The organism is Neisseria flava (assembly GCF_982712965.1).
On sequence record NZ_CEXQBZ010000129.1, the window covers coordinates 1 to 26,654 of the forward strand.

Consider the following 26,654-nt stretch of genomic DNA (forward strand, 5'->3'; position numbering starts at 1 on the left):
TAATGTATATTTGCTCATAAAAAAACTGCACCTTGTGAGTTGGAGGGGATGTCCAACTTTTGGGGTGCAGTTCAAACTTCAGACGACCTTTGCTGTTTGATTATACGGTTAGCTGCCCATCAATTTTAAACGCTGACCCGGAGTAACGGTTCGGGTATTTTTATTCCAGCGGCGGATATCGTTGACATCTACGTTAAAGCGGTTGGCAATCGTATTGAGTGTATCGCCTCTACGGACTGTATAAGAAACATTTTGAATGTTGTTTTTACGGGTTTTGACCGGAGCCGCGCTAACGCGTAACAGCTGACCCTTGCGGATGTTGCTGCCTTTGATATTGTTGGCCACAATCAAATCGGCAACGCTTAAGTTGTAGCGTTTAGAGATATTGAACAAAGTATCTCCATCAGTCACGCGGTGCATACCTGCCATAGTTGTCGGCTGTGCAGATGATTGATTATTTGCTCTTGCCAGTCGTGCTTCAGTACGGCTTTGATGCTTGGCAATATTTTCGGCAATGCGTTCGCTGCGTGCTTTGGCTGCATCAACTTCTTGATGAAGCGTATCGATATTTTGAGCAACAGTGGTTTGATCCTCTTCTGCTTTTTGCAGACGTGAATCAGCATTGGCAAGCAATGCCATCATTTGGTCAGGTTCTTCGACTGTCGAAGGAGTGGAAGGGGCAGCTGATTTTGCGGATGCCACGACCTGCGGCTCTGTTAAGGTGAAGGCAGGTTGTGCAAGCTCGGCTGCCGCAATGACAGTTGTGTCCGCAGCAGTTTTTGCTTCCGTGGATTGTACGGTTTGAACGCGTTCTACACGGGGTTGGGCGGTTGTAACGGTATCGACGGTAATAGGGGTAGTTGCAGCTTTGGTATTAGCAACAAAATCAAAGCTTGCTGGAGCTTGTTCTTGTGCAATCGTATTGGCAGGGATGACGACTGTTTTGACTGTATCGGTCTTGAGTTTTGCCGTTTGAATCGGAGCCATTGTCGGCATATTCGAACGGTAGGTATCCGGAGTATTGTCAGTATCAATGAAATTAATCATATCCTGTTTGGTCGCAGTATTATTTTGCGCAACCAAAATAGTACGTCCTTCAGACAGCGAATTGCCGTTTAAGCCGTTCAGGCGTTTGATTTCGGCAACGCTCATCCCGGCTTCTGTCGCAATCTTGTTCAGATTGGTATTGCGGGCCGATGTATAGGCATTGAAAGAGAGCAGTGTCTCGGGGTTTGCATTGCGGTAATTTTTTTCGAATGCGGATACGGCGGAAACGGGTAGCAATAATTTGCGGTTGTTTTTCGGGATGAAGACAGGTGCGTTGAAGGCAGGGTTCAATGTTAGCAGCTCGCTCTCGCTGATATTGGCAAGGCGGGCGATGGTGCTGTTGTCGATGGGTTTGTCAATACTGACTGTTTGGAAATAAGGCTGATTAGTGATTTCGCTGATATTCATGCCGAAAGTCTGGGGGCTGGCGACGATATTGCGGACAGCCAGCAATTTTGGAACGTAGTTGCGTGTTTCGTTCGGCATGCGCAGGTTTTCGTAAGTCGGCTCCAAGCCTTGTGCGCGGGCACGGTTGACGGCGCGGCCTACATTGCCTTCGCCCCAGTTGTATGCAGCCAATGCCAAAGACCAGTCGTTAAACAGCCCGTGCAGATATTGCAGGTAGTTCAGCGCGGCGTCGGTCGCGGCATATACGTCGTGGCGGCCGTCATACAAAGGTGTTTTTTCCAAGCCGAAATGACGGCCGGTTGCCGGCATGAACTGCCACAGGCCGGATGCGCCGACGTGGGATTTGGCTTTGGTGACGAATGCGCTTTCAATGAAGGGAAGAAGCGCGATCTCAGCGGGCATATTGCGTTTTTTAACTTCGGTTGCAATATGGTACATATAAGGTTTGCTACGCGTGATGGTGCGGTCGAAATAGGCACCGTTTGCGGCGAATTTGCTTTCGTGGCGGCGGACCAGCTCGGAATTGACTTCGCCCATGCGGAAGTCTTTTTTCAACGAAGCCCACAGGCTGCCGGAACCGAAAGTCTTGGCTTTGGCTTGGTCGAGAAGGGCAGAATTGAGCCGCATCATTGCCATACCTGTTTGGTTGGGAGTGGCGTTTTGTGCGGCGGCCGCGCCGGAAACGGCGGATAAACCGGACAGCGTCAGGGCGATGGTTTTCAGTTTTGCCATAGTAGTCAATTATCAATATATATTATTCAGTCTTGGAGATGTTACTGTCTGATTCATGTGAACGTCAAGGATATGAGGGTAATTTACATATGACCGGGGCTTAATGATAAAATTTGTCGCGAAAATACGGCGGTTTGCGTATATATGCCGTCAAAATCAGATTAAGCAAAAGAACATGCTATAAAGAACACCCTATGATTTCCAAAAATTCCTCCCTGCTCGATTTCGACCGCGCACACCTGCTCCATCCCTATACGTCCATGACCGACCCGTTGCCTGTTTATCCGGTGCGCCGTGCGGAGGGCGTGCATATCGAATTGGCGGACGGCACGCGGCTGATTGACGGGATGTCGTCTTGGTGGTGTGCGATACACGGCTACAATCATCCCGTTTTGAATCAGGCGGTTGAGGCGCAGATTAAACAGATGTCGCATGTGATGTTCGGCGGTTTGACGCACGGGCCGGCGGTGGAGCTGGGCAAGTTGTTGGTCGGGATTTTGCCGCAGGGGCTGGACCGTATTTTTTATGCGGACTCAGGTTCGGTTTCGGTGGAAGTTGCGCTGAAGATGGCGGTGCAGTACCAGCAGGCGCGGGGTTTGACGGCGAAGCAGAATATTGCGACGGTGCGGCGCGGGTATCACGGCGATACTTGGAACGCGATGTCCGTTTGCGATCCGGAAACGGGGATGCATTATATTTTCGGCAGTGCGTTGCCGCAGCGTTATTTTGTCGATAACCCGAAAAGCCGTTTCGACGATGAATGGGACGAGGCGGATTTGCAGCCTGTCCGCGCCTTGTTTGAAGCGCATCATGCGGATATCGCCGCCTTTATTTTGGAACCGGTCGTGCAGGGCGCGGGCGGCATGTATTTTTATCATCCGCAGTATCTTCGCAGTTTGCGCGATTTGTGCGACGAATTTGATATCGTGTTGATTTTTGACGAAATTGCCACTGGATTCGGGCGCACGGGCAAGATGTTTGCCTGCGAACACGCGGAGGTCGTGCCGGATATTATGTGTATCGGCAAGGGCTTGAGCGGCGGTTATATGACGCTGGCGGCGGCAATCACTTCGCAAAAAGTCACCGAAACGATTTCGCGCGGCGAAGCGGGCGTGTTCATGCACGGCCCGACCTTTATGGCGAACCCGCTGGCGTGTGCCGTTGCCTGCGCTTCGGTCAAGCTGCTTTTATCCCAAGATTGGCAGGCAAATATCCGCCGCATTGAAAGCATCCTGAAAGGTCGTCTGAAAACCGCATGGGACATTCGCGGCGTGAAAGATGTGCGCATTTTGGGTGCTATTGGGGTGATTGAGTTGGAAAAAGGCGTGGATATGGCGCGTTTTCAAGCGGATTGCGTGGCGCAGGGCATTTGGGTGCGCCCGTTCGGCAGGCTGGTGTATCTCATGCCGCCTTACATTATTTCAGACGACCTCTTGACCGAACTTGCCGACAAAACCGTGCAAATCTTGAAGGAACACAGAAAATGAAAGGCGTTTACTTCGTCAGCGGTATAGACACGGACATCGGCAAAACCGTCGCCACCGGCGTATTGGCAAAACAATTGTTGCAGCAGGGTAAAAGCGTGATCACGCAAAAGCCTGTGCAAACCGGTTGCCAAAACATCGCCGACGACATCGCCGTCCACCGCAAAATCATGGGCATACCCATGCAGGAAGCCGACAAGCAAAAGCTGACCATGCCCGAAATCTTCAGCTATCCCGCTTCGCCGCACCTCGCCGCCCGTCTGGACGGCAGGACTTTGGACTTGGACAAAATCCGCACCGCCACGCAGCAACTGGCGGCGCAATACGAAATCGTATTGGTCGAAGGTGCGGGCGGATTGATGGTTCCGCTGACGGAAAATCTGTTAACCATTGATTATATTCAGCAACAAGATTATCCCGTCATCCTCGTCACCAGCGGGCGGCTCGGCAGCATCAACCACACCCTGCTCAGTTTCGCCGCACTCAAACAATACGGTATCAGCCTGCACAGCCTGATTTTCAACCACATCCACGACAGCCGCGACGACCACATCGCCCAAGACAGCTTGGCGTATCTGAAGGGTCGTCTGAAAACAGATTTTCCTGATGCGGAGTGGATGGAGTTGGACAAAACGGAGACGGACGAAAGGTCGTCTGAAAACGATTAAAACATGAAACCCATCAATCAAAACCCCATGAATCTCCCTTTAAATTGGCAAGACAAACTTCCCAGCGAGCTGCCGCAAGGCTGGAACGAACGCGCCGCCGCCTTGTGCCAAGCGCAATCGCTGACCGCCGCTTTACGCGCCTTGGGCGGCAGCTTTACGGTAAAAGTGCTGTATATGGGTGAACTGGACGGGCAGGGCAATTCGTTTGGCGAAAACCATGCTGAAACCGCCGCCTCGCAATTCGTCCGCGATGTTTTGCTGCATCTGGACGGCGTTCCCGTCGTACAGGCGCGCAGCGCGTGCAGCCCGCAATCGCAAGCCTGGCGCGGCGTGTTGGATTGCGGCACGCAGCCTTTGGGCGAGCGGCTGTTTGACGGCACGCTGCCCCTGAAGCGTTCAGCATTCGAGTTTTGTCTGATGGAAAACGCAGGCGGTCAGGATGATTTCAGACGACCTGTCGCTGCCCGCAGGTCTTATTTCGATTGGGATGGCGAGGTGTTGGAATTGACGGAATATTTTTTGCCGGGGTTGGCGAGTATCGTGCGCTAAATGTCGCGGCAATATAAGGAAAGGTCGTCTGAAACGTTTTCAGACGACCTTTTTTAATCCATTACAGTTTCACCGAATGCTCGCGCGTTTCATGGAACACGATGTCCGGCCAGCGTTCTTGCGTGAGTCCCAAATTCACGCGGTTGGGGGCGAGGTATGCGAGGTTGCCGCCTGCGTCGATGGAGAGGTTGCCCGCGTTGGCTCTTTCAAACTCCGCCAGTTTTTTCTTGTCATCGCACGATACCCAGCGCGCCGACCAGATGGATGCGCTGTCGAACACGGCTTCCACGCCGTATTCGTTGGCGAGGCGGGAGGTAACGACTTCAAACTGCAACACGCCGACCGCGCCCAAAATCAAATCTGCGCCGCTCATCGGTTTGAAGACTTGAACCGCGCCTTCTTCGCCGAGCTGTTGCAAACCTTTTTGCAGTTGCTTGATTTTCAGCGGGTTTTTGATGCGGACGCTGCGGAAAAGTTCGGGCGCGAAGAAGGGGATGCCGGTGAACGCCAGTTGTTCGCCTTCAGAAAAGCTGTCGCCGATTTGGATGTTGCCGTGGTTCGGGATGCCGATGATGTCGCCCGCGTAGGCTTCTTCCACCAGCTCGCGGTCGTGCGACATGAATGTAACCACGCTGGAGGCGGCGATTTCGCGGTTGATGCGCAGGTGTTTCATCTTCATGCCGCGCTCAAATTTGCCGGAGCAGACGCGCAAGAAGGCGATGCGGTCGCGGTGTTTCGGATCCATATTGGCTTGGATTTTGAAGATAAATCCGGAGAATTTCGGCTCGTCCGGCTCGACCATACGCACGGTCGCGTCGCGCGGTTTCGGCGCGGGCGCCCAGTCAATCAATGAATTGAGGATTTCCTGAATACCGAAGTTATTAATCGCCGAGCCGAAGAACACGGGCGTGAGTTCGCCGGCGAGAAATTCGTCGAGATTGAACTCGTTGGAAGCCGCCTGCACCAATTCGATTTCGTCGCGCAACTGCTGGATTTCCAGCGGAAAGCGTTGTTCCAATTCGGGATTGTCGATGCCTTTGATGATGTCGAACTCGTGCGGCAGTCGCTCACCACCTGCATCGAAGAGATAGATTTCGTCGTTCAGGATGTGGTACACGCCCTTGAAGTTTTTGCCCATGCCGATCGGCCAAGTAACGGGCGCGCAGCGGATTTTTAAAATATTTTCCACTTCGTCCAGCAATTCCAAAGAATCGCGCACTTCGCGGTCGTATTTGTTCATGAACGTGACAATCGGCGTATTGCGCAGGCGGCAGACGTTCAAGAGTTTGATGGTTTGCGCTTCCACGCCTTTTGCCGCGTCGATGACCATCAACGCGCTGTCAACGGCAGTTAAAACGCGGTAGGTGTCTTCGGAGAAGTCTTGGTGTCCCGGCGTGTCCAAAAGGTTGACGGTGTGGTCTTTGTAGTCGAACTGCATCACTGACGAAGCGACGGAAATGCCGCGCTGCTTCTCGATTTCCATCCAGTCGGAAGTGGCGAATTTGCCGGTTTTCTTACCTTTTACCGTACCTGCGCTTTGAATTGCGCCTGAAAACAGCAAGAGTTTTTCGGTCAGCGTGGTTTTACCCGCGTCGGGGTGGGAGATGATGGCAAATGTGCGGCGGCGGCGCACTTGATCGAGGATTTCTTGGGACATGGGCTTTCTTTGCAAAAAGGTTCAGGCCGCTTTTGCGACGGCCTGAGAAAGGGTTGAGATGGCGGGGATTGTACAAAAAAACATTAATCGGTTCAATGATTAGGGGGTAAAAAGGTCGTCTGAAAATTTTCAGACGACCTTCTCTTGGATCGGCATCTTGTTTATTCGGTAATTTCTTCGACTATGGGGCTGTAAGTAGAGCTGTCAAAGGTAGGCATGGGCGGGGGCAGCAGGTTGTTGAGGGTTAGGGCGGCGGGGTTCAGGGTAGGGTAGCCGCTGAAGGTTACGGTGTAGCCGCCGTTGGCTGTACTGTGGATTTTGGCATGTGCACCCAAGGGGAAGGTGCTCTTATTGGTGATGTGTCCGAAGGGGAAACCTGTCAGGACGGGGACTTTGGCGGTGCGTGAGACGTGGTTGACGACGGCGGAGAAGTCGTAGCTTGAGTCGTACACATCGCGGATGGTGCCCATGCGGAAGTCGCCGAAGATGATGGCGCGTTGTTTTTGCAGGATGCCTGCAAGATAAAGCGTGTTCAACATGCGTTCGATGCGGTAGGGTTGTTCGCTGACGTCTTCGACGAACAGGATGCCGCCTTGGATGTCGGGCATATAGGGCGAGCCTGCGAGGGAGGCGAGAACGCTGAGGTTGCCGCCCCATAAGGTACCTTCGACGTTGACGTTGGCGCGTTGGATGGCGGGAACGTCGATAATGTTGACGTTGTTGGTGGTGCCGCGGATGAACGAATCCATGGTGAAGACACTGGGTTCGGGTTTGCCGAATTCGCTGTAAACCATAGGGCCGGCGAAGCTTGCCATATTGCCTTTGGCGAGCAGGGCGAGTTGGACGGCGCAAACGTCGCTGAAGCCGAAGAACAAGGTGCCGCGTTCGCGCATTCTGGCGCCGAGTGAAGCGAAGTCGATTTGCGGCAGGATGCGTGCCGCGCCGTAGCCGCCGCGCAAGCCCATGAGGACTTTGGGTGTTTCAACGCGGCCGGTGGCGACCTCTTGGAAGTCGGCGGCACGTTGGGCGTCGGAGCCAGCGAAGCGTTGATAGCGTCGGCTGCCTGCTTGTTGGTTGGTCACAGTAAAACCTGCGTTATAGAGGCGGGTCAAGCCTGCGTTGACGCGGTTGGGGTCTTCGGCAAAGCCGGAAGGGGCGACGACGCGGAGGAGGTTGTCGCCGGAGCGTGGGGGATGGCTGGTTTTGGGCTGCACGGGTTGGGCTTTCGCTGTGTTGCCGGTTTGAGTGGACGGGGTAACGGTCGTGCCGGTGCCGCAGGCTTGCACCAGTCCGGCTCCGGCTGCGGCGGAGCAGGCGCGGAGGAAATGGCGGCGGGAGGTTTGCCAGGTCATATGGTTTCCTTTGCTTGGGTTTCAGACGACCTTTTCGGCAGGGGTCGTCTGAAAATCGGTTGATATGCGGTATCCGATACGCCTATTGAGGTCGTCTGAACGTTACGCCAGCAGGGCTTTGACTTGTTCCGTCCAGTGGTCCGGCAGGGTCATGCCGTGTTCGCGGACGGGGGCTGCCCAAATCGGGGCGGGAAAGTTGGCATCGTTTTCGAAGCGGGCGATGACGTGCCAATGCAGATGGGGGACGACGTTGCCCAGGCTGGCAAGGTTGATTTTGGCGGGACGGAACACTTGGCGCATGGCGGCTTCGACTTTATACACCATTTCCATGATTTCGGCACGTTCGGCGGCTGAAAGGTCGGTCATCTCGGCGATGTGGTCGTTCCAGATGACGCGGCAGAATGCCGGGGCTGAGGCTTCGTTGTGGACGGCGATAACGCGCAGGTTTGGGGTTTGCAGCAAAATGTCTTCGTTGTCGGCAGTGCAGATGGGGCAGGTCATGGGGTTTTCTCGTTTGGATATGAGGGGACAGGTTGTCGGAAATGAGAAAGGTCGTCTGAAAACTTAATCCATCGTTTTCAGACGACCTTCGATGATTTTATTTTCCGCGCATCAGCTCGAAGAAATCGTCGTTGTTTTTGGAATCTTTGAGTTTGCCCACCAAAAATTCGGTCGCTTCAATCTCGTCCATCGGATGCAGGAATTTGCGCAAGAGCCACATACGCTGCAACTGATCGTTAGGCACCAGCAGCTCTTCGCGGCGTGTACCGGATTTGTTGATGTTGATGGCGGGGAACAGGCGTTTTTCCGCCATGCGGCGGTCGAGGTGCAGCTCCATATTGCCTGTGCCTTTAAATTCTTCATAAATCACATCATCCATGCGACTGCCGGTTTCTACCAAAGCAGTCGCAATAATGGTGAGCGAGCCGCCTTCTTCTACATTGCGCGCTGCGCCGAAGAAGCGTTTGGGGCGGTGGAGGGCATTGGCATCTACGCCGCCGGTCAGGATTTTGCCGGAGGTCGGCACGACGGTGTTATAGGCGCGGGCGAGGCGGGTAATCGAGTCAAGCAGGATGACCACGTCTTTTTTGTGTTCCACCATACGCTTGGCTTTTTCAATCACCATTTCGGCCACTTGAACATGGCGCTGCGCCGGTTCGTCGAAGGTAGAAGACACGACTTCGCCGCGCACGGATCGGCTCATTTCCGTAACTTCTTCAGGGCGCTCGTCAATTAAGAGAACGATGAGTTCGACATCGGGATAGTTGGCGGTAATCGCGTGGGCGATGTTTTGCAGCATCACGGTCTTACCGGTTTTCGGCGGTGCAACCAAAAGGGCGCGCTGTCCGCGACCAATGGGGGAGACCAGATCAATGGCGCGGCCGGTAAGGTTTTCTTCGGCTTTGATGTCGCGCTCGAGTTTGAACTGTTTGGTAGGGAAAAGCGGGGTAAGATTTTCGAAGAGGATTTTGTGTTTGCAGACTTCGGGATGATCGCCGTTGATGCTGTCGAGGCGGACGAGGGCGAAATAGCGTTCGTTGTCTTTGGGAACGCGCACGCTGCCTTCGATGGTGTCGCCCGTATGCAGGTTGAAGCGGCGGATTTGCGTGGGAGAAACGTAAATGTCGTCGGGACCGGCAAGATAGGAAGTGTCTGCGCTGCGTAAAAAGCCGAAGCCGTCGGGTAGGATTTCGAGCGTGCCTGAGCAGGTAAAGCTTTCACCCTGCTTCATCATTTGGCGGACGATGGCGAATACGAGGTCTTGTTTGCGGAAACGGTTGGCGTTTTCAATGCCGTGTTCTTCTGCCATTTCCAAGAGCTTGGAAATGTGTAGGGTTTGTAGTTCTGAAACGTGCATGATTTTTGACAGTTGTATTGGAAAAGAATGGGATTCGGAAGACAGAGGTCGTCTGAAAAGAATGGTGTACGGAATGTACGGTGATTTTTGAGAAACCTGAATTGTAGGCAGTCGGAGGGCGGGTGTCAAATTTAGGCTGGGTAAGGTTTGTATGGCATAGGTTTTGTTGTATGGCTGGCAACATCGAATTGAAAAAGTCGTCTGAAATAGATTTCAGACGACTTTTATGAGAAACAACGATCTTCTACTGAAAGATTAGTATTTGTTCAGACGACCTTGGGGGAAAATGCTGCGATAGGCGGTGTATATACCGATCATTGCTACAGGGTAGAGAACCAAGTAAGTAATCACTAAGAAGATGAAGAACAAAATAAAAACAGGACCGGAAAGCGCGGTTGCTTGCTGCATCGATGCTTCTGTTGCAAATGCGGAAACCATGACTATCATAAATATGAACCAAAACGCGATACCGATACCCAGCCAAATTAAGCCGTATACCAGCAGGGCGGGGATGTTGCGGCGGCAGGCATTGAAGCTGGCCTTAATAGCGGCAACAGGGTTCATATCCTCCAACATGACAAAGGCGGGAGCCAGCCAAAACATCATGGAGTAAATGGCGATAATAACCAACAGGATAATAAATAAAATCGGAAAGGCCGGCATAAAGTCTGCCCTTAAGAAATTTCCGTTGGCGAACATGCCGAAAGGAATAACAACGGCCAAAGCTAAAAGCAGGCATACGACGATACTCAGCAGTAAAAGAATCAGGAATGCTCCGCTTTTTTTAATCGAAAATCCGGCAAACAGAGAGCCGAAGTTGAAATTCTTACCTTGCGCGGTTTGGGCTGCAAGCAGCACGATGCCACCGAGGAAACAAAAGCCTACCCAATAGAAAAACAGATTGAAGAGCAATTCTCGGATTATTATGGTTGAGGTGAAATCATTAAAATTATTGAAATCAGCGGGCGGGCTTTCAATGCCTAGCAAACCGAATAGAAAACCTACCGCGAAAGGAATAAGGCTGATTAAAATAATTGCGCCCATCCATTTGAATTTGTTTTTACTGAAAATACGCCATGAGTCGGTAAACCAGCTTACCCCTTCGCCTGCGCGCAGACGTTTGGGTTCGTTGAAGGAGTTTTTTGGGGGGATAGGGTGCTGGGAAGGTTGCAATGTTTCCATAAAAATAATTTCCAAGTTTACAGATGAGAAAGGCTATCATTATATCATAAGCGTATATGGTTATTTGTTGAGAGTTTGACAAAAGGTCGTCTGAAAATTTTTCAGACGACCTTTGTGTTTAGCATGAGGCAGTTTATAGCGTACCAAGATAAATTGCAGATGGGTTATTGGGCGATATGTTTCGAAATCTATCGGCAGACGATTTTCTGTTTTGGGAAGGATACGTTTAAAGAAACGATGGCGGCTTGCTGTCTGTCAGCTGAACCAAAAGCGGAAAACTAAATAAAAAACCAATGCCAACACGCCAGCCCAGACGACCAGCATAAATCCTGCAACGGCCTGCCCTAATCGGTAAACGGGATTTTTACGTTCGTCTTCAGGCAGGGAAGGCTGAGTGTTTTTAGGTTCGGTCATGTTGTCGGCTCCCGTCGGTAATCGGATAAAGGCGTAAGGTTACGCCGTGGCGGGGAAAGATTCAAGTTTACTGCATTTTTACAGCGGGATTTCTTCAAGAAGCCTGTTGCCTTCATGGCGGGTTGTTCCGCTATAATCCTTGCTTTCCGAATATCTTTAAAGAGAGGGGAGATATGAAAATCCGTACCAAAATATGCGGCATTACCCGCCCCGAAGATGCGCAATCTGCCGCTGATGCGGGTGCGGATGCCGTCGGGCTGGTGTTTTACGCGAAAAGCAAACGTGCGGTAACGGCGGAACAGGCGGCGGAAATTGTGGCTGCATTGTCGCCCTTTGTGTCGGTGGTTGCTTTATTTGTTAATGAAACGGCGGACAATATCCGCGAAATCCTGCACCAAGTGCCGATAGACGTGATTCAGTTTCATGGTGATGAAGACGATGATTTTTGCCGCCAATTTGACCGTCCGTATCTCAAAGCCGTGCGCGTGCAGTCAGCCGCCGATATTCAGACGGCCTGCGCCAGGTTCCCCAACGCGCGTGCGCTGTTGTTCGACGCTTACCATCCTACCGAATACGGCGGCACGGGGCAGAGCTTCGATTGGACGCTGTTGCGCGGCAATATCGGCAAACCGTGGATTTTGGCGGGCGGCCTGACGCCGGAAAATGTTGCCGATGCGGTGAGAACCAGCGGCGCGGCGGCGGTGGATGTGTCCGGCGGCGTGGAAAGCTCGGCAGGGATGAAAGACAAGGAAAAAATAGCGGCATTTGTGGCGGCAACAAAGGTCGTCTGAAACTGGAAATCTGATTTTCAGACGACCTTTGTTGATAAAGGAATGAGATGGAACGTTATTCTGTACATTTGAAACTGCTGGGGATGGCGGTGTTGTGGGGTGCGTCTTGGCCGATGGGGCGGATGCTGGGGCAGTCGCTTCCGCCGCTGACGGGCGGGGCGGTTCGGTTTGTGCTGGCTTCGGTTTTGTTGTTGGGCTGGTTGTTTGCGCGCAGCAGGTTTGCGACTTTGGCGGCTTTGTCGGTGCGGCAATGGCTGGGTTTGACGGTGGCCGCTTCCGTCGGGGTGTGCGGCTATGCGGTGTTTTTTATGCTGGGTTTGCAGGCAATGCCGGCGGGAAAGGCGGCGGTGGTCGTGGCAGTGAATCCCGTGTTGACGCTGCTGCTGGCGGCTTGGCTTTTCGGCGAACGTTTAAACGCGAAGATTTTGGCGGGTATGCTGTTGGCGGTCTGTGGCGCGATAACGGCGGTAACGCAAGGGCAGCCGTTGGCGGTATTGTCGGGCGGCATCAAGGCGGGGGAGTGGCTGATTTTCGGCTGTGTGGTCTGCTGGGCGGCTTATACTTTAATCGGACGCGCGGTTTTGCGCGGTATAGACGCGCTGACGGTAACGGCGGCAACATCGTTCATCGGCGCGCTGATGTTGTCGGTGGTGGCGTTGTGGACGGACGGACTGCCGTTTGAGGCAATGGCGGCGATGGATGCACACGGTTGGACTGCCTTGGCGTGGCTGGTCATCGGCGCGACGGTATTGGCCTACGCGTGGTATTTCGAAGGCGTGAAGACTTTGGGCGCAGGCAGCGCGGCGGCGTATATTACGCTCGTACCGATTTTCGGTATGCTGTCTTCGGCGTGGGTTTTGGGCGAACCGCTGCATATTTCGCTGGTTGCGGGTTGCGCGGCGGCAGTCGGTGGCATGACGCTGATGCGGTATGGGCAAAAGGTCGTCTGAAAAGGCAGCAATCGGCTGCTTTATGTTCAATATTTTTTATCAAGGAAATCATGATGTCCGCTCCGCTTGAAATCGAAACCCACCCTTTCCCCGCCGTACTGCCGCCGCAGGCGACGGTAATGATGATGGGGACGTTTCCGCCCAAGGAAGACAAACGCGCGATGCAGTTTCATTATCCGAATTTCCAAAACGATATGTGGCGCGTTTACGGGCTGGTGTTTTTTAATGATGCGGCGCATTTCCAAAGGTCGTCTGAAAAAGCGTTTGACGCGGAGAAAATCAAGGCGTTTTTGCGCGAACGGGGGATTGCGTCCTGTCCGACCGTGTTGAAGGCGGTGCGGGAACATGGCAATGCGTCGGACAAGTTTTTGCAAGTGGTCGAAACCGTCGATTTGGCGGCGGTGTTGGCGCAGATGCCCGACTGCCGCCATATCTGCACCACCGGCGGTAAGGCGACGGAAATCCTGCTCGATATTCAGGGCGGCGGCATTAAAATGCCGAAAACAGGCGAAACCGTGCCGTTTCCGTTTGCCGGACGGGATTTGACGCTGACCCGCCTGCCATCGACTTCGCGCGCCTATCCTTTGAGTTTGGCGAAAAAGGCAGCGGCGTATCGGGCGTTTTTTGAAATGGCGGGCTTGGTGTGAGGTACTTATACCGTCGTTGCATCACGCCTGCGCAAGGATGAGTTGCAGTGTGGCACATACTTGGATGTTTTAAGATACGGGTGTTTGAGAAACAGTTTCTTAAGTTCAAAAATGAATTCCCACCTGCACGGTAATGACGGCAGTTAGAGGATGCCTTGTTATGAAAGTCAAATGAACCGTTATCTGTATTAACGGTAGCGGTATTCGGTGAAAAAGGTCGTCTGAAAACCTTGAATCTGGGTTTTCAGACGACCTTTTGTCTGACGGCTGCTGTCTTTATTTGTTGGCGTTCAGATAAAGATTGATCAGGCGGGTGGTGGAGCTGTCGTGTTTTTGTACGCCGGTTTCGCCGGTCAGCTCGGCGAGGATGGTTTTGGCGAGCTGTTTGCCGAGTTCGACGCCCCATTGGTCGAAGCTGTTGATGCCCCAGATGATGCCTTGGACGAAGGTTTTGTGTTCGTACATGGCGATCAGGCTGCCCATGTTGCGGGGGTTGATTTTGTCCATGAGGATGAGGTTGGTCGGGCGGTTGCCTGAGAAGGTTTTGTGTGGAACCAGCTCTTCGATGCGCTCTGCTTCCATGCCTTGGGCTTTGAGTTCGGCGCGGACTTCGTCGGGGGTTTTGCCGCGCATGAAGGCTTCGGCTTGGGCGAAGACGTTGGCGAGCAGGATTTCGTGGTGGCCGCGCAGGTTGCTGCGTTTTTCAAGCGAGGCGATGAGGTCGATCGGGGTGATGTGGGTACCTTGGTGCAGCAGTTGGAAGAAGGCGTGCTGACCGTTGATGCCGGTTTCGCCCCAAATAATCGGGGAGGTTTCGTAGCCGATGGACTTGCCGTCGAGGGTAACTTGTTTGCCGTTGCTCTCCATGTCGAGCTGCTGGATGAATTTGGGCAAGCGGTGTAGGTGTTGGTCGTAGGGGGCGATGACGTGGCTGCCGCCGCCGTAGTAGTTGATGTACCAGATGCCGACGAGGGCGAGGATGACGGGAAGGTTGCGCTCAAGCGGGGTGTTGATGAAGTGTTGGTCCATCAGGTGTGCGCCGTTGAGCATTTCGATGAAGTTTTCTTCGCCCAAGTAGAGCATGATGGGCAGGCCGATTGCCGACCAGAGGCTGTATCGTCCGCCGACCCAGTCCCAGAATTCAAACATATTGGCGGTGTCGATACCGAATTCGGCGACGGCTTTTTGGTTGGTGGAGACGGCGACGAAGTGTTTGGCGACTGCGGTCTCATCGCCTGCGTGGTCAAGGAACCATTTGCGCGCGGTCAGGGCGTTGGTGAGGGTTTCTTGGGTGGTGAAGGTTTTGGAGGCGATGATGAAGAGGGTGGTCTCGGGGTGGACTTTGGAGAGTACGTCGCGCAGTTGGGAGCCGTCCACATTGGAGACGAAGTGCATGTTGAGGCGGGGGTGTCCGAAGGGTTTGAGCGCGGTACACATCATCAGCGGACCGAGGTCGGAGCCGCCGATGCCGATGTTGACGATGTCGGTGATGACTTGGTTGGTATAGCCTAACCAGCTGCCGCTGCGGACTTCGTGTGCAAATTCGCCCATACGTTGGAGGACGTGGTTGACTTTGGGCATGACGTCTTCGCCGTCAACGACGATGGGGGAGTTGGTGCGGTTGCGCAGGGCGACGTGGAGGACGGCGCGGTTTTCGGTGGTGTTGATTTTTTCGCCGCGGAACATCTGCTGCATGCGTTCGGGTACGCCGGCTTCACGGGCAAGCTCGAACAACAGTGCCATGGTTTCGTCGTTGATGCGGTTTTTGGAGTAATCCAGCGTCAGTCCGCCGACTTGCAGCCAGTAGCGTTCGGCACGCTGCGGGTCTTGATCGAACATTTCGCGCATGTGTTGTTCTTTGGTTTCGTCAAAATGTATCCATAATTTTGACCAAGCCGGTAAGTCGTGAAGGTGTTTCATCGGATGCTCCTGAGGTTGGACGGTTTTGTGGGAAAACGGCCGCGAGGTCGTCTGAAACGGGAACGGGTGGGTTTCCGTTTTTAGGGTTGGGTGTGAATGCGGGGCCTGCCGTTATTTGGGTTGGGTGTCGACATTGAGGGAAAACGGCGGCACTGATTTTTTGGTCGGTATTTTCAGACGACCTCGGGATATGCCGGGTCGTCTGAAAATGTGCCGTCTAGTCTTTATCGTATTCGATGTGTTTGTTGTGTATGCTTTTTTTGCTTTTTTGAAGTTGCAGGCTGGCGGCATCGCCCAGGCGCAGGGCGAGTCCGATGGCGAGGATGTCGATGACGGCGAGTTGCAGCAGACGTGACACCATGGGGGTATAGAGTTCGGCGTTTTCCTGCGTGGCGATGCTCAATACGCAGTCGGCAAGCTGCGCCAGCGGGGAGTCGTTGCGGGTCAGGGCGATGACGGACGCGCCGTTTTCTTTGGCAATGCTGACGGCGTCTAAAAGCTCGATGGACGAGCCGGTGTTGGAAATGGCGACGAGGACGTCTTGGTCGGACAGGACGGAGGCTGCCATCAGTTGGGTGTGGGTATCGACGTAGGCGACGGTGGAAATGCCGAAGCGGAAGAATTTGTGTTGCGCGTCTTGGGCGACGATGCCGGAGTTGCCGACGCCGTAGAACTCGACACGGCGCGCGTGCATCAGGGTGGCGATGGCGTTTTCCAGTTCGGACTCTTTCAGGAAGCGGCGTTCGCCCAAAATGGAGGCGGCGGCGTTGCCCAATACTTTTTCGACAACGATGCTCATGTCGTCGTCGGCGTTGAGCTCTTCATGGACGTAGGGCATACCTTCGTGGCCTATGCTGGCGGACAGGGCGAGTTTGAACTCGGGCAGTCCTTTGTAGCCCAGGCTGCGGCAAAAACGGATGACGGTCGGCTGGCTGACGGATGCGCGCTCGGCGATTTCGGCGACGGCGGCATGGACAAACCATTTGGGTTCCGCCAAGGCGCATTCGGCGACTTTGCGTTCTGCGCCCGACAGGTTTGACAGTGATTCGCTGATTTTGCTTAACATAAATATGCCCTTCGGTGTGTGCCGCCCCTTGTCGGGGCGGCTTGTGTGATTAAACGTTTTTCAAGTGGTTGTCGAGTGCCGCCGCTGCGCCGGTGATGCCCGGAAATTCGCTTAAGACGACATAGACGGGAATCGCGGCGAGATAGGCTTCGAAACGGCCTTTGTTTTCAAAGCGGCTGCGGAAAGGTGAGGTTTTAAAATATTCCAAAACGCGGGGGATGATGCCGCCGCACAAATATACGCCGCCGCGCGCGCCCAGCGTCAGGGCGAGGTTGGAGGCAACCGTGCCGAGCATGGCGCAGAAGATGTCCAAGGTCTGACGGCAGAGCGGGGAAGTGCCGCTCAAGGCTTTTTCGGTGATTTCGGACGGTTTGAGGCGGTAGTTTTTCAGTTTGTCGCGTTTGGCGAGTGCTTCGTAAATCAGGCTCAAACCTGCGCCGCTGAGGAAGCGTTCGGCGGAAACATGACCGTATTTGTTTTTCGCATACTGCCAAATCAAAACTTCCATGTCGTCAAACGGCGGGAAGCTCGAATGGCCGCCTTCGCCGGCAAGTGCCACCCAGCCTGCGGGGCTGTGTACCAGTCCGCTTACACCCAAACCGGTTCCCGGACCGATGACGGCTTTAGGAGCAAATTCGACGGGTTTTTGCCCGCCTATCTGCATCAGGTCTTTGCTTGAAGTCTGCGTAACTGCCAATGCCTGCGCAGTAAAATCGTTCAAGAGGATGAGGGTGTCCAGCCCCAATGCCTGACGGGTGGTTTCGATGGAAAACGCCCAGTGGTGGTTGGTCATTTGCACCCAGTCGCCCAAAATCGGGTTGGCGATGGCGAATGCGGCGTGCCGGACTTCGGCTCCGCCTGCCTGTTCCAAATAGGCTTTGGCGGCATCGACGATGGTGTCGTAGTCTTTGCACGGCAAGACTTGGGCTTTTTCAATCTGCTGCGGGGCGGTTTCGAGCGCGAAGCGGGCGTTGGTGCCGCCGATATCGGCAACCAGGCGCGGATAGTTTTTGCCGACGGGTTGTTGAATATCAGTTTGAGTAGAAGACATGGCAGTTTACTCCTTGATGGTTCAATACCAGGCTGGTTGGATATTCCAAATCGGCGCGCGCGGCGGCTTTGTCGAAAACGGCTTTTTTCTCCGCACCCTGAATCGCCAAAAAGACGTTTTCCGTTTTGGCGATGGCGCCCAAGGTCATGCTGACGCGCTCGTGCGGCGCGGTAACGGGCGTGGTGTGGATAAGGGTCGGGTCGTCTGATTCGTTGATGGCTGCCTTCAGTTGCGGCGCTTGCGGGAAAAGGGAGGCGGTATGTCCGTCGCCGCCCATGCCCAAAATCAGTACGTCAGGTTGTTTGTAATGTTTCAGCGCGTAGGCAACGACGCTGTCGGGTTGTAATTCAGTTTCAGTTTTGCCCGCTTCGACAACGGGAATCCAAGTCGCTGCGGCGGCTTTGTTTTGCAGCAGGTATTCGTGCGCCAAGGCGGTGTTGCTGTCGGCGTGGGTCGTCGGCACGATGCGCTCGTCAACCAAAGTGATGCCGACTTTTTGCCAGTCCAAATCTTTTTGCGACAGGGCTTGGAAGAAGGGAATCGGCGAGCGGCCGCCGGAAACTGCCAACACTGCGCTGCCTTTGTTATCCAGCGCGTTTTGCAGCGCGGCGGCGACTGCGTCTGCTAAAGCCTCTGAAGCGGCTGCTGCGTTTTCGTATTCATGCCAAACGAACATAAAAGTGTCCTTTCTCTGTTTTCAGACGACCCTTTGTTAAGAAGGGGGCAGGAGGTCGTCTGAAAGGCAGTGTTTGTGAGCGGGAAAGTAAGTGAGAGCCTGTGTTGTTGATGGCGGCGTGAATGTCGGCAGAAACGCCTAATCCGCCGCCTTATGGTTTTCAGACGACCTCTTTGAACCGTGAACGTTTCAAACAAAGGTCGTCTGAAAAGGCTTTACTGGTCTTCGTGCCACTTATGTCCGTCGCGCGCCAACAGTTCGCGGGCGGCTTCCGGACCCCATGAATGCGCGTCGTAGCCGTGCGGCGGGGTGGTGTTGCTTGCCCAGTTTTCCAAAATCGGCATCACATATTCCCAAGCAGCTTCGAGTTCGTCGCGGCGGTTGAAGAGGGCGAGCTTGCCGTTGATGACATCCAGCAGCAGGCGTTCGTAAGCTTCGGCGCGGCGGCCTTCGAGGACTTTTTCCAAGTCGGCTGCCAGCGGCACGATTTCGACTTTGTTGCCTGCGCCCGGCGCTTTCATCTGCGTATAGAGGCGTACGGATTCGGTCGGCTGCAATTCGATAACCAAACGGTTTGGCGCGGCTTGGCTGTTTTCAAAAATATGGTTTTGCAGCGGACGGAAGTTCAATACGATTTCCGCCACTTTGCCCGCCATGCGTTTGCCGGTGCGCAGATAGAAGGGAACGCCTTTCCAACGGTCGTTTTCGATTTCGGCTTTGATGGCGACGTAGGTTTCGGTGAAGCTGTCTTGCGGAACGTTGATTTCTTGCAGATAGCCGTTCATGCCTTTGGCGGCGGTGTATTGTCCGCGCACGACGTTTTCGTTGACGGATTCGATGGTCAGCGGTTTCAATGATTTGATGACTTTGACTTTTTCATCGCGTACCGCGTCGGCATCCAAGCTGGCGGGTGCTTCCATCGCGGTCATGCACAGCATTTGCATCAGGTGGTTTTGCACCATGTCGCGCAGCGCGCCGGTAATGTCGTAGAACTCGCCGCGCTCTTCCACACCGAGCTGTTCGGCGATGGTCAGTTGTACGCTTTCGATGTATTTGTTGTTCCACAACGGCTCGAACATCACGTTGGCAAAACGCAGCGCCAGCAGGTTTTGCAGGCTTTCTTTGCCTAAGTAGTGGTCGATGCGGTAGATTTGGCTCTCTTTGAAGTAGCGGGCGACATCGGTATTGATTTGTTGGGAAGAGGCGAGGTCGGTACCCAGCGGTTTTTCCAAAACGACGCGCGCGTTGTCGGCGTTCAGTCCGACTTTGGCAAGGTTTTCGCAGGCTTGCGCGAAGAATTTCGGCGCGGTGGAAAGATAGATGATGACGTTGTCGGTCTCTTTGCGGGCTTTGACTTTTTCGCCCAAAGCGGCAAAATCGGCTTCTTGGGTAACGTCGACTTTCAAATATTCGATGCGTTTGACGAACGATGCCCAGGCGTCGTCTGAAAAGTTTTGTTTGACATGGATTTTGGAGTTGGTTTCCACTTTTGCCAAAAAGCCCGCCGTATCCAAATCGCTGCGGCTGACACCTAAAATACGCCCCTGAGGATTGAGCAACCCTGCAACGTGCGCCTGATACAGACAAGGCAGCAGCTTACGCATTGCCAAATCGCCGGTCGCGCCGAACAACACCAAATCAAAATTTGTTTGTGTACTCATCGTTTTATCTCTCATTGAGGAAGGCCTTGTGCCGGCGCCGCCGGATGCCGTGAAAGACGGGCGGTTTCGGCAGAAAAGCAATGGAAACCAATCGCCTGCATCAAAATTTCAAAACAGGCGGGCTAATGAGTAGTAATACTACACATGGCTACACATTTTGTCTATTCTCATTTTTACAAATTATTTGACTTAGTTTAAAAGTTTGATGAGTTTGGTCTGGTAGATTTTCACAAATGACGCATATCACGATTTAAATCAAATTTCTTACATTTAGCAGATTATTTTGTAACTAAATTACAGGTTTTGTATTATAATAGCCTGTATAGATAGAGTGAGGCTTTCAGACGACCCCTTGCATGGTTTGAAAGGTCGTCTGAAACGCTGAACGCCCCACACCCAATACAAAAAATCAGAAACGCGCAAACAAAAATCCCATACCACCCCTTCCGACAGGAGACCGAACATGAATCCCACTCCTATCCACCCCAAGCTCGCCGAAATCACCGAGCGCATCATCGAGCGCAGCCGTCCGACCCGCGAAAAATATCTGGCGAAAATCCGCAGCGCCAAACAAATGGGACGGCTGGAGCGCAACCAGCTCGGTTGCAGCAACTTGGCGCACGGCTACGCCTCCATGCCCAAAAGCATCAAAATCGAAATGCTTCAGGACACCGTTCCCAACTTAGGCATCATCACCGCCTACAACGACATGGTTTCTGCACACCAGCCGTTTAAAGACTTCCCCGACCAAATTAAAGACGAAGCGCAGAAAAACGGCGCGACCGCGCAAGTCGCCGGCGGTACGCCCGCTATGTGCGACGGCATCACGCAAGGCTACGCCGGTATGGAATTGTCGCTGTTCTCCCGCGACGTGATTGCCATGAGTACCGCTGTCGGCCTGTCGCACCAAATGTTCGACGGCAGCCTGTTTATGGGCGTGTGCGACAAAATCGTGCCGGGCTTGATGATAGGCGCGCTTTCGTTTGGTCATATTCCGGGCATCTTCGTCCCCGCTGGCCCAATGTCCAGCGGCATCGGCAATAAAGAAAAAGCCCGCACCCGCCAGCTTTTCGCCGAAGGCAAAGTTGGGCGTGATGCCTTGCTCGAAAGCGAAATGGGCTCCTACCACAGCCCCGGCACCTGCACTTTCTACGGCACGGCAAACTCCAACCAAATGATGATGGAAATGATGGGCGTACACCTGCCCGCCGCCGCTTTCGTCCATCCCTATACCGACCTGCGCGAAGCACTGACCCGCTACGCCGCCGGACACCTCGCGCGCGGCATCAAAAACGGCACCATCAAACCCTTGGGCGAAATGTTGACCGAAAAATCCTTCATCAACGCCCTGATCGGTTTGATGGCGACCGGCGGCTCGACCAACCACACCATGCACCTCGTCGCCATGGCGCGCGCTGCAGGTGTGATTTTGAACTGGGACGATTTCGACGAAATTTCTTCCATCATCCCGCTGCTCATCCGCGTGTACCCCAACGGCAAAGCCGACGTGAACCACTTCACCGCAGCAGGCGGCCTGCCTTTCGTCATCCGCGAATTGCTGGACGCAGGCCTGTTGCACGACGATGTCGATACCGTCGTCGGACACGGTATGCGCCACTACACCAAAGAGCCTTTCCTCATCGACGGCAAACTCGAATGGCGCGAAGCCCCCGAAACCAGCGGCAACGACGACATCCTGCGCAAAGCCGACAATCCGTTCTCCCCGGACGGCGGTCTGCGCCTGATGAAAGGCAACATCGGACGCGGCGTGATTAAAGTGTCCGCCGTGCGCGAAGGTTGCCGCATCATCGAAGCGCCCGCCATCGTGTTCAACGACCAACGCGAAGTATTGGCCGCATTTGAACGTGGCGAGTTAGAGCGCGATTTTGTGTGCGTCGTCCGCTACCAAGGCCCGCGCGCCAACGGTATGCCCGAGCTGCACAAACTGACCCCGCCTTTGGGCATCCTGCAAGACCGCGGCTTCAAAGTGGCGCTGCTGACCGACGGCCGTATGTCCGGCGCGTCCGGCAAAGTACCCGCGTCCATCCACATGACGCCCGAAGCCCTGATGGGCGGCAACATCGCCAAAATCCGTACCGGCGACCTGATCCGCTTCGACTCCGTTACCGGCGAACTCAACGTCCTGATTGACGAAGCCGAATGGAACGCCCGTGAAGTCGAGCGCATCGACTTGAGCGCGAACCAACAAGGCTGCGGCCGCGAACTCTTCGCCAACTTCCGCAGCATGACCAGCAGCGCAGAAACCGGTGCCATGAGCTTCGGCGGCGAATTTGCCTAATGCACGTTTCAGACGACCTTTTCAAACGGAAGGTCGTCTGAAAAATTATTGGAGCCGTTTAAAATAGATGCAGACGTAGCGTGGGCTTTGCCCGCGAACAAAACCCAAGCAACATCAGAATGTTTTACCCCAAAGGTCGTCTGAAAACTTAACCCCCCCCATCCCGTTTGACCTCAACAAAAACGACAACCCCATCTCACCTGGAGAATCAAAATGTCCAAACTGACCCCACGCGAAATTCTGACTGCCGGCGCAGTTGTGCCGGTAATGGCGATTGACGACTTAAGCACCGCCGTCGATTTGTCCCACGCCCTTGTCGAAGGCGGCATCCCCACCCTCGAAATCACCCTGCGCACCCCCATCGGCCTCGACGCCATCCGCCTGATTGCCAAAGAAGTGCCCAACGCCATCGTCGGCGCGGGTACGGTTACCAACCCCGAACAGCTTAAAGCCGTCGAAGACGCAGGCGCGGTTTTCGCCATCAGCCCGGGCCTGCACGAATCCCTCGCCAAAGCCAGTCACAATAGCAGCATCCCACTGATTCCCGGCGTTGCCACTCCGGGCGAAGTCCAACTGGCTTTGGAACACGGCATCGATACCCTCAAACTCTTCCCCGCCGAAGTCGTCGGCGGCAAAGCCATGCTCAAAGCCCTCTACGGCCCTTATGCCGACGTGCGCTTCTGCCCGACCGGCGGCATCAGCCTCGCCACTGCGCCCGATTACTTGGCGCTGCCCAACGTCTTGTGCGTCGGCGGCTCATGGCTGACCCCGAAAGAAGCCGTTAAAAACAAAGACTGGGACACCATCACCCGCCTCGCCAAAGAAGCAGCGGCATTGAAACCCAAAGCCTGATGCTCCCACATCCTAAAGGTCGTCTGAAACCGTTTTCTAGGGTTTCAGACGACCTTGCTCTTTCAGGCGGCGTATATTCGGACGAAATCCGCTATAATCCGTACGATTTTTTTCCATTTTCGCGGTTCGCAAACCTCCCGCGTTACCAAAACTAGGACTCACCATGCAAAACCAACAAGCCTTGGTCATCTTCTCCGGCGGCCAGGACTCCACCACCTGCCTGATTCAGGCGATTCAAACCTACGGGCGCGAAAACGTCCAAGCCATCACTTTCCAATACGGGCAACGCCACGCCGTCGAGCTGGAACGCGCCCGCTGGATCGCGCAGGATTTGGGCGTCAAACAAACCGTACTCGACTTGAGCCTGATGCAGCAGATTACGCACAACGCCCTGATGGACGATACCGCCGCCATCGAAACTGCTTCAGACGGCCTGCCCAATACCTTCGTGGACGGACGCAACGCCCTTTTTCTGCTCTACGCCGCCATCTACGCCAAAGGGCAAGGCATCAGGCACATCATCACAGGTGTGTGCGAAACCGACTTCTCCGGCTATCCCGACTGCCGCGACGTGTTCGTCAAATCCATGAACGTTACCCTCAATCTGGCGATGGATTACGCCTTCCAAATCCACACCCCGCTGATGTACCTGACCAAAGCGCAAACTTGGGCGTTGGCGGACAAAATGGGCGTGCTGGACTACATCCGCGAGCAGACCCACACCTGCTACAACGGCATCATCGGTGGCTGCCACGAATGCCCGAGCTGCGTGTTGCGCGAGCGCGGGCTGGCGGAATATTTGGAAAGTAAAAGGGTCGTCTGAAAATACAACCATCATCCGATACAAGCCTTATCATGCCCAAACTTTATATGTTCTATCTCGGCGGTAATGCAGGCCACTCCAATATTGAAGTGCACGACATCCAATTTGCCGTGTGCGACGATTACCGCGAAGCCATCCCTACGCTCAAAGCAGTATGGTTCGGCGATGCGGATAAAATCCACATCGACGGCTGGCAGATTGTCGAATGGGTGGACGGTTACGATGTCGATGTATTCGACCACGCCGAGCCGCAGGGGTCGTCTGAAAACGCCCCGCACCTGTATTTCGTCAATGTCGGCGGCTATCGCGCGGGGCAGCTTGCCGAGGCGCACGTTTTCGGACTGTTCGCCGCCGCCACGCCTGCCGAAGCCAAACAAAAAGCCCTGCAAACCCTGTTGACCGACCATGTTCAACAGCATAAAGACAACTTAAAAGACGTCGACAACCTGCTCCGACTCGACCGCATCGGCAAGCACACCATCCGCCTGACCCCGAATCCGCACGGCAAGCCTGCCGAAATTGGCTTTCAGGGCTATTTACCGATTTAAAGTACCCACCATGAAAATTACCAAGATATTCACCTTCGACTCTTCACATATGCTCGACGGGCATGACGGCAAATGCCAAAACTTGCACGGGCATACCTACAAACTCGAAATCACCGTTTCAGACGAACCCATACGGGGTGGCGCGAAAGACGGCATGGTGATGGATTTCACCGACCTCAAAGCCATTGTGAAAAAACACATTACCGACCCTTTCGATCATGCGTTTATCTACAATGGCGGCAACGGCCGCGAATGCCAAATCGCCGTGCTCTTGGAGGGCTGGAACATGAAAACCCTGTGCCTGCCCTGTCGCACCACTGCCGAAAATATGGCGGTCGAAATGTACGACCGTTTGAAAAACGCGGGGCTGAAAGTGTGCAGTGTGAAATTGTGGGAAACGCCGACATCGTGTGCGGAGTATGAAGGGGAGCAGGGAATATCTTGAACGTATCGGTATAGTATAGTGGATTAAATTTAAACCAGTACGGCGTTGCCTCGCCTTGCCGTACTATTTGTACTGTCTGCGGCTTCGTCGCCTTGTCCTGATTTAAATTTAATCCACTATAAATTCAAATGAGACATGCCCCACACCGTCATTCCCGCGCAGGCGGGAATCCAGAGGATTGTAATTGCTGCAATTTTTAAATATTCCTGAAAAACCAAGGTCTGGATTCCCGCCTGCGCGGGAATGACGGTGTAGGGCATCCTTATTTGAATTTACCGTAAAACTTTTTTCTTCTGTACGGATTCCCCGTTTTTTCAGACGACCTCTCACACCGACACACTTATTAAAAGGAACACCCATGAAACTCCTTCCCACCCTCTTAGTCCTCCTCGTCGCCGCCGAGCATTTCTACATCGCCTGGCTTGAAATGACGCAGATTCCCAGCGAAAAAGCGGCTGAAATGTTCAAGCTGTCTTATGAATTTATGGAACAAAAGCGCGTGCAGACCCTGTTCAGCAACCAAGGGCTGTATAACGGTTTTCTCGGCATCGGGCTGGTGTGGTCGCGGTTTGCCGCGCCGGACAATGCCGTTTACGGCGCGACGATTCTGTTTCTCGGCTTCGTATTGATTGCCGCCGCATGGGGCGCGTTCTCTTCCGGCAACAAAGGCATACTCGTCAAACAAGGTTTGCCCGCGATGCTGGCGGCGGCAGCGGTGTTGGCGGTATGAAAAAAATCAGCGTCGCCCCCGAAAATCCGCAATACCGCATCGTCGAAATTTTCGAGAGCCTGCAAGGCGAGGGCTGGAACACGGGCATGCCTGCCGTTTTCGTCCGTTTGGGCAAATGCAATCTGGCGTGCGGCTGGTGTGATACCGATTATTTGAAATTCGGCATGATGAGCCTGTCCGACATCTTAGGTCGTCTGAAAACCTACACCGCGCGCAATATCATCATCACCGGCGGCGAGCCGACCATACAGCCGCATCTCGATACGCTGCTGGACGCGCTCAAGGCAGAAGGCTATTTCCTCTGTATCGAAACCAACGGCCTCAAGTCCGCGCCGCCGCAAATCGACTACGTCGCCACCAGCCCCAAAGCCTGCTACGTAGACAAATACGAAACAAACTGCATCGCCGAAGCTGACGAAGTGCGCATCGTGGCGGACGGCGATGTCGTTGCGTTCTGCCAAAACATGGAACGCAAAATCCGCGCGCGCCATTACTACCTTTCGCCCTGCGAACAAAACGGCGCGATGAACATCTACGACACCATCCGCCAAATCGGTATCTTAAACAGCCGCCCCGATGCGCCCGTGCATTGGCAGTTGAGCGTGCAGACGCACAAATGGGCGGGGATAGAGTAGGGGAATAGTGAAGAATCAAACGCCAACCTAATACGCAAATATCACTCTTCTAAATCCTTATATTATTGAAAAAGGTCGTCTGAAAATTTTCAGACGACTTTTTTGCGGCTGTCGGGTTAGTTTGATAAAAAATGAAAGACAGGAATCAATACAGATGGAGACCTTTACAATAACATAGGTTACTAAAATTTTATGCTCAATTTCATTTT

General features: G+C 53.9%; 26 protein-coding genes and 1 pseudogene. 13 read left to right on the forward strand and 14 right to left on the reverse strand.

Going from position 1 to position 26,654, the window contains the following annotated elements; all coding sequences use genetic code 11:
• Nucleotides 1-108: 108 nt before the first annotated feature.
• Entirely contained in the window at nucleotides 109-2,187 is a 2,079-nt protein-coding gene (locus AC5M9B_RS09825) for a LysM peptidoglycan-binding domain-containing protein (protein WP_070539082.1), read from the reverse strand.
• Nucleotides 2,188-2,381: 194 nt separating this feature from the next.
• Between AC5M9B_RS09825 and bioA the strand changes: the two genes are divergently transcribed.
• The 3 genes from bioA to AC5M9B_RS09840 are packed head-to-tail and all read left to right on the forward strand — an operon-like array spanning nucleotide 2,382 to nucleotide 4,888.
• On the forward strand, nucleotides 2,382-3,674 hold the full coding sequence (bioA, locus tag AC5M9B_RS09830; protein ID WP_487648584.1) for an adenosylmethionine--8-amino-7-oxononanoate transaminase: 1,293 nt from the start codon (nucleotides 2,382-2,384) through the stop codon (nucleotides 3,672-3,674).
• A complete protein-coding gene (bioD, locus tag AC5M9B_RS09835; RefSeq protein WP_070655038.1) occupies nucleotides 3,671-4,339 on the forward strand; it encodes a dethiobiotin synthase in 669 nt (222 codons plus the stop codon). The genes bioA and bioD overlap by 4 nt, the downstream gene beginning before the upstream one ends.
• 3 nt (nucleotides 4,340-4,342) lie before the next feature.
• A complete protein-coding gene (locus AC5M9B_RS09840) occupies nucleotides 4,343-4,888 on the forward strand; it encodes a chorismate--pyruvate lyase family protein (protein WP_083310375.1) in 546 nt (181 codons plus the stop codon).
• Nucleotides 4,889-4,949: 61 nt separating this feature from the next.
• Here AC5M9B_RS09840 and AC5M9B_RS09845 read toward each other — a convergent pair whose 3' ends face one another.
• The 6 genes from AC5M9B_RS09845 to AC5M9B_RS09870 all read right to left on the reverse strand — a co-directional run bounded on the left by AC5M9B_RS09845 (nucleotide 4,950) and on the right by AC5M9B_RS09870 (nucleotide 11,351).
• Entirely contained in the window at nucleotides 4,950-6,545 is a 1,596-nt protein-coding gene (locus AC5M9B_RS09845) for a peptide chain release factor 3 (protein ID WP_070655040.1), read from the reverse strand.
• A gap of 161 nt (nucleotides 6,546-6,706) precedes the next feature.
• Nucleotides 6,707-7,897, reverse strand: a complete 1,191-nt coding sequence (locus tag AC5M9B_RS09850) for an LD-carboxypeptidase (protein WP_070655042.1) — start codon at nucleotides 7,895-7,897, stop codon at nucleotides 6,707-6,709.
• A 102-nt stretch (nucleotides 7,898-7,999) separates the two neighbouring features.
• Entirely contained in the window at nucleotides 8,000-8,398 is a 399-nt protein-coding gene (locus tag AC5M9B_RS09855; RefSeq protein ID WP_060975492.1) for an HIT family protein, read from the reverse strand.
• 97 nt (nucleotides 8,399-8,495) lie between these two features.
• On the reverse strand, nucleotides 8,496-9,755 hold the full coding sequence (gene rho, locus AC5M9B_RS09860) for a transcription termination factor Rho (RefSeq protein ID WP_003741568.1): 1,260 nt from the start codon (nucleotides 9,753-9,755) through the stop codon (nucleotides 8,496-8,498).
• Between the two features lie 255 nt (nucleotides 9,756-10,010).
• On the reverse strand, nucleotides 10,011-10,799 hold the full coding sequence (locus AC5M9B_RS09865; protein ID WP_487648585.1) for a BPSS1780 family membrane protein: 789 nt from the start codon (nucleotides 10,797-10,799) through the stop codon (nucleotides 10,011-10,013).
• 393 nt (nucleotides 10,800-11,192) lie between these two features.
• Nucleotides 11,193-11,351 (reverse strand): hypothetical protein, encoded by a 159-nt coding sequence (locus AC5M9B_RS09870; protein ID WP_016687403.1) that lies wholly within the window; start codon nucleotides 11,349-11,351, stop codon nucleotides 11,193-11,195.
• Between the two features lie 173 nt (nucleotides 11,352-11,524).
• Between AC5M9B_RS09870 and AC5M9B_RS09875 the strand changes: the two genes are divergently transcribed.
• From AC5M9B_RS09875 to AC5M9B_RS09885, 3 genes are read left to right on the forward strand one after another with little or no spacing between them, the layout of a single operon-like run.
• Complete coding sequence (locus AC5M9B_RS09875) at nucleotides 11,525-12,142, forward strand: phosphoribosylanthranilate isomerase (protein ID WP_487648586.1); 618 nt, start codon at nucleotides 11,525-11,527, stop codon at nucleotides 12,140-12,142.
• Nucleotides 12,143-12,189: 47 nt separating this feature from the next.
• The gene (locus AC5M9B_RS09880) at nucleotides 12,190-13,092 is read left to right on the forward strand and encodes a DMT family transporter (protein WP_487648587.1); all 903 of its coding nucleotides are present in this window, start codon (nucleotides 12,190-12,192) and stop codon (nucleotides 13,090-13,092) included.
• Nucleotides 13,093-13,145: 53 nt separating this feature from the next.
• A complete protein-coding gene (locus AC5M9B_RS09885; protein ID WP_487648588.1) occupies nucleotides 13,146-13,739 on the forward strand; it encodes a uracil-DNA glycosylase family protein in 594 nt (197 codons plus the stop codon).
• Nucleotides 13,740-14,015: 276 nt separating this feature from the next.
• Here the strand turns inward: AC5M9B_RS09885 and pgi are convergent, their stop codons facing one another.
• The 5 genes from pgi to zwf all read right to left on the reverse strand — a co-directional run bounded on the left by pgi (nucleotide 14,016) and on the right by zwf (nucleotide 20,113).
• Nucleotides 14,016-15,659 carry a glucose-6-phosphate isomerase gene (pgi, locus tag AC5M9B_RS09890; RefSeq protein WP_487648589.1) on the reverse strand — a complete coding sequence of 548 codons (1,644 nt, stop codon included), beginning with the start codon at nucleotides 15,657-15,659 and terminating at the stop codon, nucleotides 14,016-14,018.
• 217 nt (nucleotides 15,660-15,876) lie between these two features.
• Entirely contained in the window at nucleotides 15,877-16,725 is an 849-nt protein-coding gene (hexR, locus tag AC5M9B_RS09895; RefSeq protein ID WP_101810067.1) for a DNA-binding transcriptional regulator HexR, read from the reverse strand.
• 49 nt (nucleotides 16,726-16,774) lie between these two features.
• Entirely contained in the window at nucleotides 16,775-17,776 is a 1,002-nt protein-coding gene (locus tag AC5M9B_RS09900) for a glucokinase (protein ID WP_487648590.1), read from the reverse strand.
• A complete protein-coding gene (gene pgl / locus AC5M9B_RS09905; RefSeq protein WP_003757969.1) occupies nucleotides 17,757-18,452 on the reverse strand; it encodes a 6-phosphogluconolactonase in 696 nt (231 codons plus the stop codon). The genes AC5M9B_RS09900 and pgl overlap by 20 nt, the downstream gene beginning before the upstream one ends.
• A 215-nt stretch (nucleotides 18,453-18,667) precedes the next feature.
• Nucleotides 18,668-20,113 carry a glucose-6-phosphate dehydrogenase gene (gene zwf, locus AC5M9B_RS09910; protein WP_003757970.1) on the reverse strand — a complete coding sequence of 482 codons (1,446 nt, stop codon included), beginning with the start codon at nucleotides 20,111-20,113 and terminating at the stop codon, nucleotides 18,668-18,670.
• A gap of 463 nt (nucleotides 20,114-20,576) precedes the next feature.
• On the opposite strand from zwf, the gene edd reads away from it, so the two are divergent.
• From edd to queD, 5 genes are all read left to right on the forward strand, one after another.
• On the forward strand, nucleotides 20,577-22,412 hold the full coding sequence (gene edd / locus AC5M9B_RS09915) for a phosphogluconate dehydratase (RefSeq protein WP_487648591.1): 1,836 nt from the start codon (nucleotides 20,577-20,579) through the stop codon (nucleotides 22,410-22,412).
• Between the two features lie 213 nt (nucleotides 22,413-22,625).
• Nucleotides 22,626-23,264: a bifunctional 4-hydroxy-2-oxoglutarate aldolase/2-dehydro-3-deoxy-phosphogluconate aldolase gene (locus AC5M9B_RS09920; RefSeq protein WP_146736438.1), complete on the forward strand. Its 639-nt coding sequence runs from the start codon at nucleotides 22,626-22,628 to the stop codon at nucleotides 23,262-23,264.
• Nucleotides 23,265-23,427: 163 nt separating this feature from the next.
• The gene (queC, locus tag AC5M9B_RS09925; protein WP_146736439.1) at nucleotides 23,428-24,087 is read left to right on the forward strand and encodes a 7-cyano-7-deazaguanine synthase QueC; all 660 of its coding nucleotides are present in this window, start codon (nucleotides 23,428-23,430) and stop codon (nucleotides 24,085-24,087) included.
• A 32-nt stretch (nucleotides 24,088-24,119) separates the two neighbouring features.
• Nucleotides 24,120-24,635, forward strand: coding sequence for a DUF1543 domain-containing protein (locus tag AC5M9B_RS09930; protein ID WP_146736440.1), 516 nt, complete (start codon nucleotides 24,120-24,122; stop codon nucleotides 24,633-24,635).
• Between the two features lie 10 nt (nucleotides 24,636-24,645).
• On the forward strand, nucleotides 24,646-25,080 hold the full coding sequence (queD, locus tag AC5M9B_RS09935) for a 6-carboxytetrahydropterin synthase QueD (protein ID WP_146736441.1): 435 nt from the start codon (nucleotides 24,646-24,648) through the stop codon (nucleotides 25,078-25,080).
• Nucleotides 25,081-25,084: 4 nt separating this feature from the next.
• Here queD and AC5M9B_RS09940 read toward each other — a convergent pair.
• Nucleotides 25,085-25,201: pseudogene (locus AC5M9B_RS09940) on the reverse strand (IS5/IS1182 family transposase); the annotation flags it as partial.
• On the reverse strand, nucleotides 25,189-25,440 hold the full coding sequence (locus AC5M9B_RS09945) for a hypothetical protein (RefSeq protein ID WP_261765099.1): 252 nt from the start codon (nucleotides 25,438-25,440) through the stop codon (nucleotides 25,189-25,191). The pseudogene AC5M9B_RS09940 and the gene AC5M9B_RS09945, both read right to left, overlap by 13 nt.
• Between AC5M9B_RS09945 and AC5M9B_RS09950 the strand changes: the two genes are divergently transcribed.
• Nucleotides 25,439-25,810, forward strand: a complete 372-nt coding sequence (locus AC5M9B_RS09950; RefSeq protein WP_146736442.1) for a DUF1304 domain-containing protein — start codon at nucleotides 25,439-25,441, stop codon at nucleotides 25,808-25,810. The two genes, AC5M9B_RS09945 and AC5M9B_RS09950, sit on opposite strands and share 2 nt — an antisense overlap.
• Nucleotides 25,807-26,445: a 7-carboxy-7-deazaguanine synthase QueE gene (locus AC5M9B_RS09955; protein WP_146736457.1), complete on the forward strand. Its 639-nt coding sequence runs from the start codon at nucleotides 25,807-25,809 to the stop codon at nucleotides 26,443-26,445. Before AC5M9B_RS09950 ends, AC5M9B_RS09955 begins: the two co-directional genes overlap by 4 nt.
• Nucleotides 26,446-26,654: the final 209 nt, after the last annotated feature.

Excerpts from the sequence above, each read along its gene's own strand:
- AC5M9B_RS09825 (WP_070539082.1), bottom strand. The coding sequence starts at position 2,187 with ATGGCAAAACTGAAAACCATCGCCCTGACGCTGTCCGGTTTATCCGCC.
- bioA (WP_487648584.1), top strand. The coding sequence starts at position 2,382 with ATGATTTCCAAAAATTCCTCCCTGCTCGATTTCGACCGCGCACACCTG.
- bioD (WP_070655038.1), top strand. The coding sequence starts at position 3,671 with ATGAAAGGCGTTTACTTCGTCAGCGGTATAGACACGGACATCGGCAAA.
- AC5M9B_RS09840 (WP_083310375.1), top strand. The coding sequence starts at position 4,343 with ATGAAACCCATCAATCAAAACCCCATGAATCTCCCTTTAAATTGGCAA.
- AC5M9B_RS09845 (WP_070655040.1), bottom strand. The coding sequence starts at position 6,545 with ATGTCCCAAGAAATCCTCGATCAAGTGCGCCGCCGCCGCACATTTGCC.
- AC5M9B_RS09850 (WP_070655042.1), bottom strand. The coding sequence starts at position 7,897 with ATGACCTGGCAAACCTCCCGCCGCCATTTCCTCCGCGCCTGCTCCGCC.
- AC5M9B_RS09855 (WP_060975492.1), bottom strand. The coding sequence starts at position 8,398 with ATGACCTGCCCCATCTGCACTGCCGACAACGAAGACATTTTGCTGCAA.
- rho (WP_003741568.1), bottom strand. The coding sequence starts at position 9,755 with ATGCACGTTTCAGAACTACAAACCCTACACATTTCCAAGCTCTTGGAA.
- AC5M9B_RS09865 (WP_487648585.1), bottom strand. The coding sequence starts at position 10,799 with ATGGGCGCAATTATTTTAATCAGCCTTATTCCTTTCGCGGTAGGTTTT.
- AC5M9B_RS09870 (WP_016687403.1), bottom strand. The coding sequence starts at position 11,351 with ATGACCGAACCTAAAAACACTCAGCCTTCCCTGCCTGAAGACGAACGT.
- AC5M9B_RS09875 (WP_487648586.1), top strand. The coding sequence starts at position 11,525 with ATGAAAATCCGTACCAAAATATGCGGCATTACCCGCCCCGAAGATGCG.
- AC5M9B_RS09880 (WP_487648587.1), top strand. The coding sequence starts at position 12,190 with ATGGAACGTTATTCTGTACATTTGAAACTGCTGGGGATGGCGGTGTTG.
- AC5M9B_RS09885 (WP_487648588.1), top strand. The coding sequence starts at position 13,146 with ATGTCCGCTCCGCTTGAAATCGAAACCCACCCTTTCCCCGCCGTACTG.
- pgi (WP_487648589.1), bottom strand. The coding sequence starts at position 15,659 with ATGAAACACCTTCACGACTTACCGGCTTGGTCAAAATTATGGATACAT.
- hexR (WP_101810067.1), bottom strand. The coding sequence starts at position 16,725 with ATGTTAAGCAAAATCAGCGAATCACTGTCAAACCTGTCGGGCGCAGAA.
- AC5M9B_RS09900 (WP_487648590.1), bottom strand. The coding sequence starts at position 17,776 with ATGTCTTCTACTCAAACTGATATTCAACAACCCGTCGGCAAAAACTAT.
- pgl (WP_003757969.1), bottom strand. The coding sequence starts at position 18,452 with ATGTTCGTTTGGCATGAATACGAAAACGCAGCAGCCGCTTCAGAGGCT.
- zwf (WP_003757970.1), bottom strand. The coding sequence starts at position 20,113 with ATGAGTACACAAACAAATTTTGATTTGGTGTTGTTCGGCGCGACCGGC.
- edd (WP_487648591.1), top strand. The coding sequence starts at position 20,577 with ATGAATCCCACTCCTATCCACCCCAAGCTCGCCGAAATCACCGAGCGC.
- AC5M9B_RS09920 (WP_146736438.1), top strand. The coding sequence starts at position 22,626 with ATGTCCAAACTGACCCCACGCGAAATTCTGACTGCCGGCGCAGTTGTG.
- queC (WP_146736439.1), top strand. The coding sequence starts at position 23,428 with ATGCAAAACCAACAAGCCTTGGTCATCTTCTCCGGCGGCCAGGACTCC.
- AC5M9B_RS09930 (WP_146736440.1), top strand. The coding sequence starts at position 24,120 with ATGCCCAAACTTTATATGTTCTATCTCGGCGGTAATGCAGGCCACTCC.
- queD (WP_146736441.1), top strand. The coding sequence starts at position 24,646 with ATGAAAATTACCAAGATATTCACCTTCGACTCTTCACATATGCTCGAC.
- AC5M9B_RS09950 (WP_146736442.1), top strand. The coding sequence starts at position 25,439 with ATGAAACTCCTTCCCACCCTCTTAGTCCTCCTCGTCGCCGCCGAGCAT.
- AC5M9B_RS09945 (WP_261765099.1), bottom strand. The coding sequence starts at position 25,440 with ATGGGTGTTCCTTTTAATAAGTGTGTCGGTGTGAGAGGTCGTCTGAAA.
- AC5M9B_RS09955 (WP_146736457.1), top strand. The coding sequence starts at position 25,807 with ATGAAAAAAATCAGCGTCGCCCCCGAAAATCCGCAATACCGCATCGTC.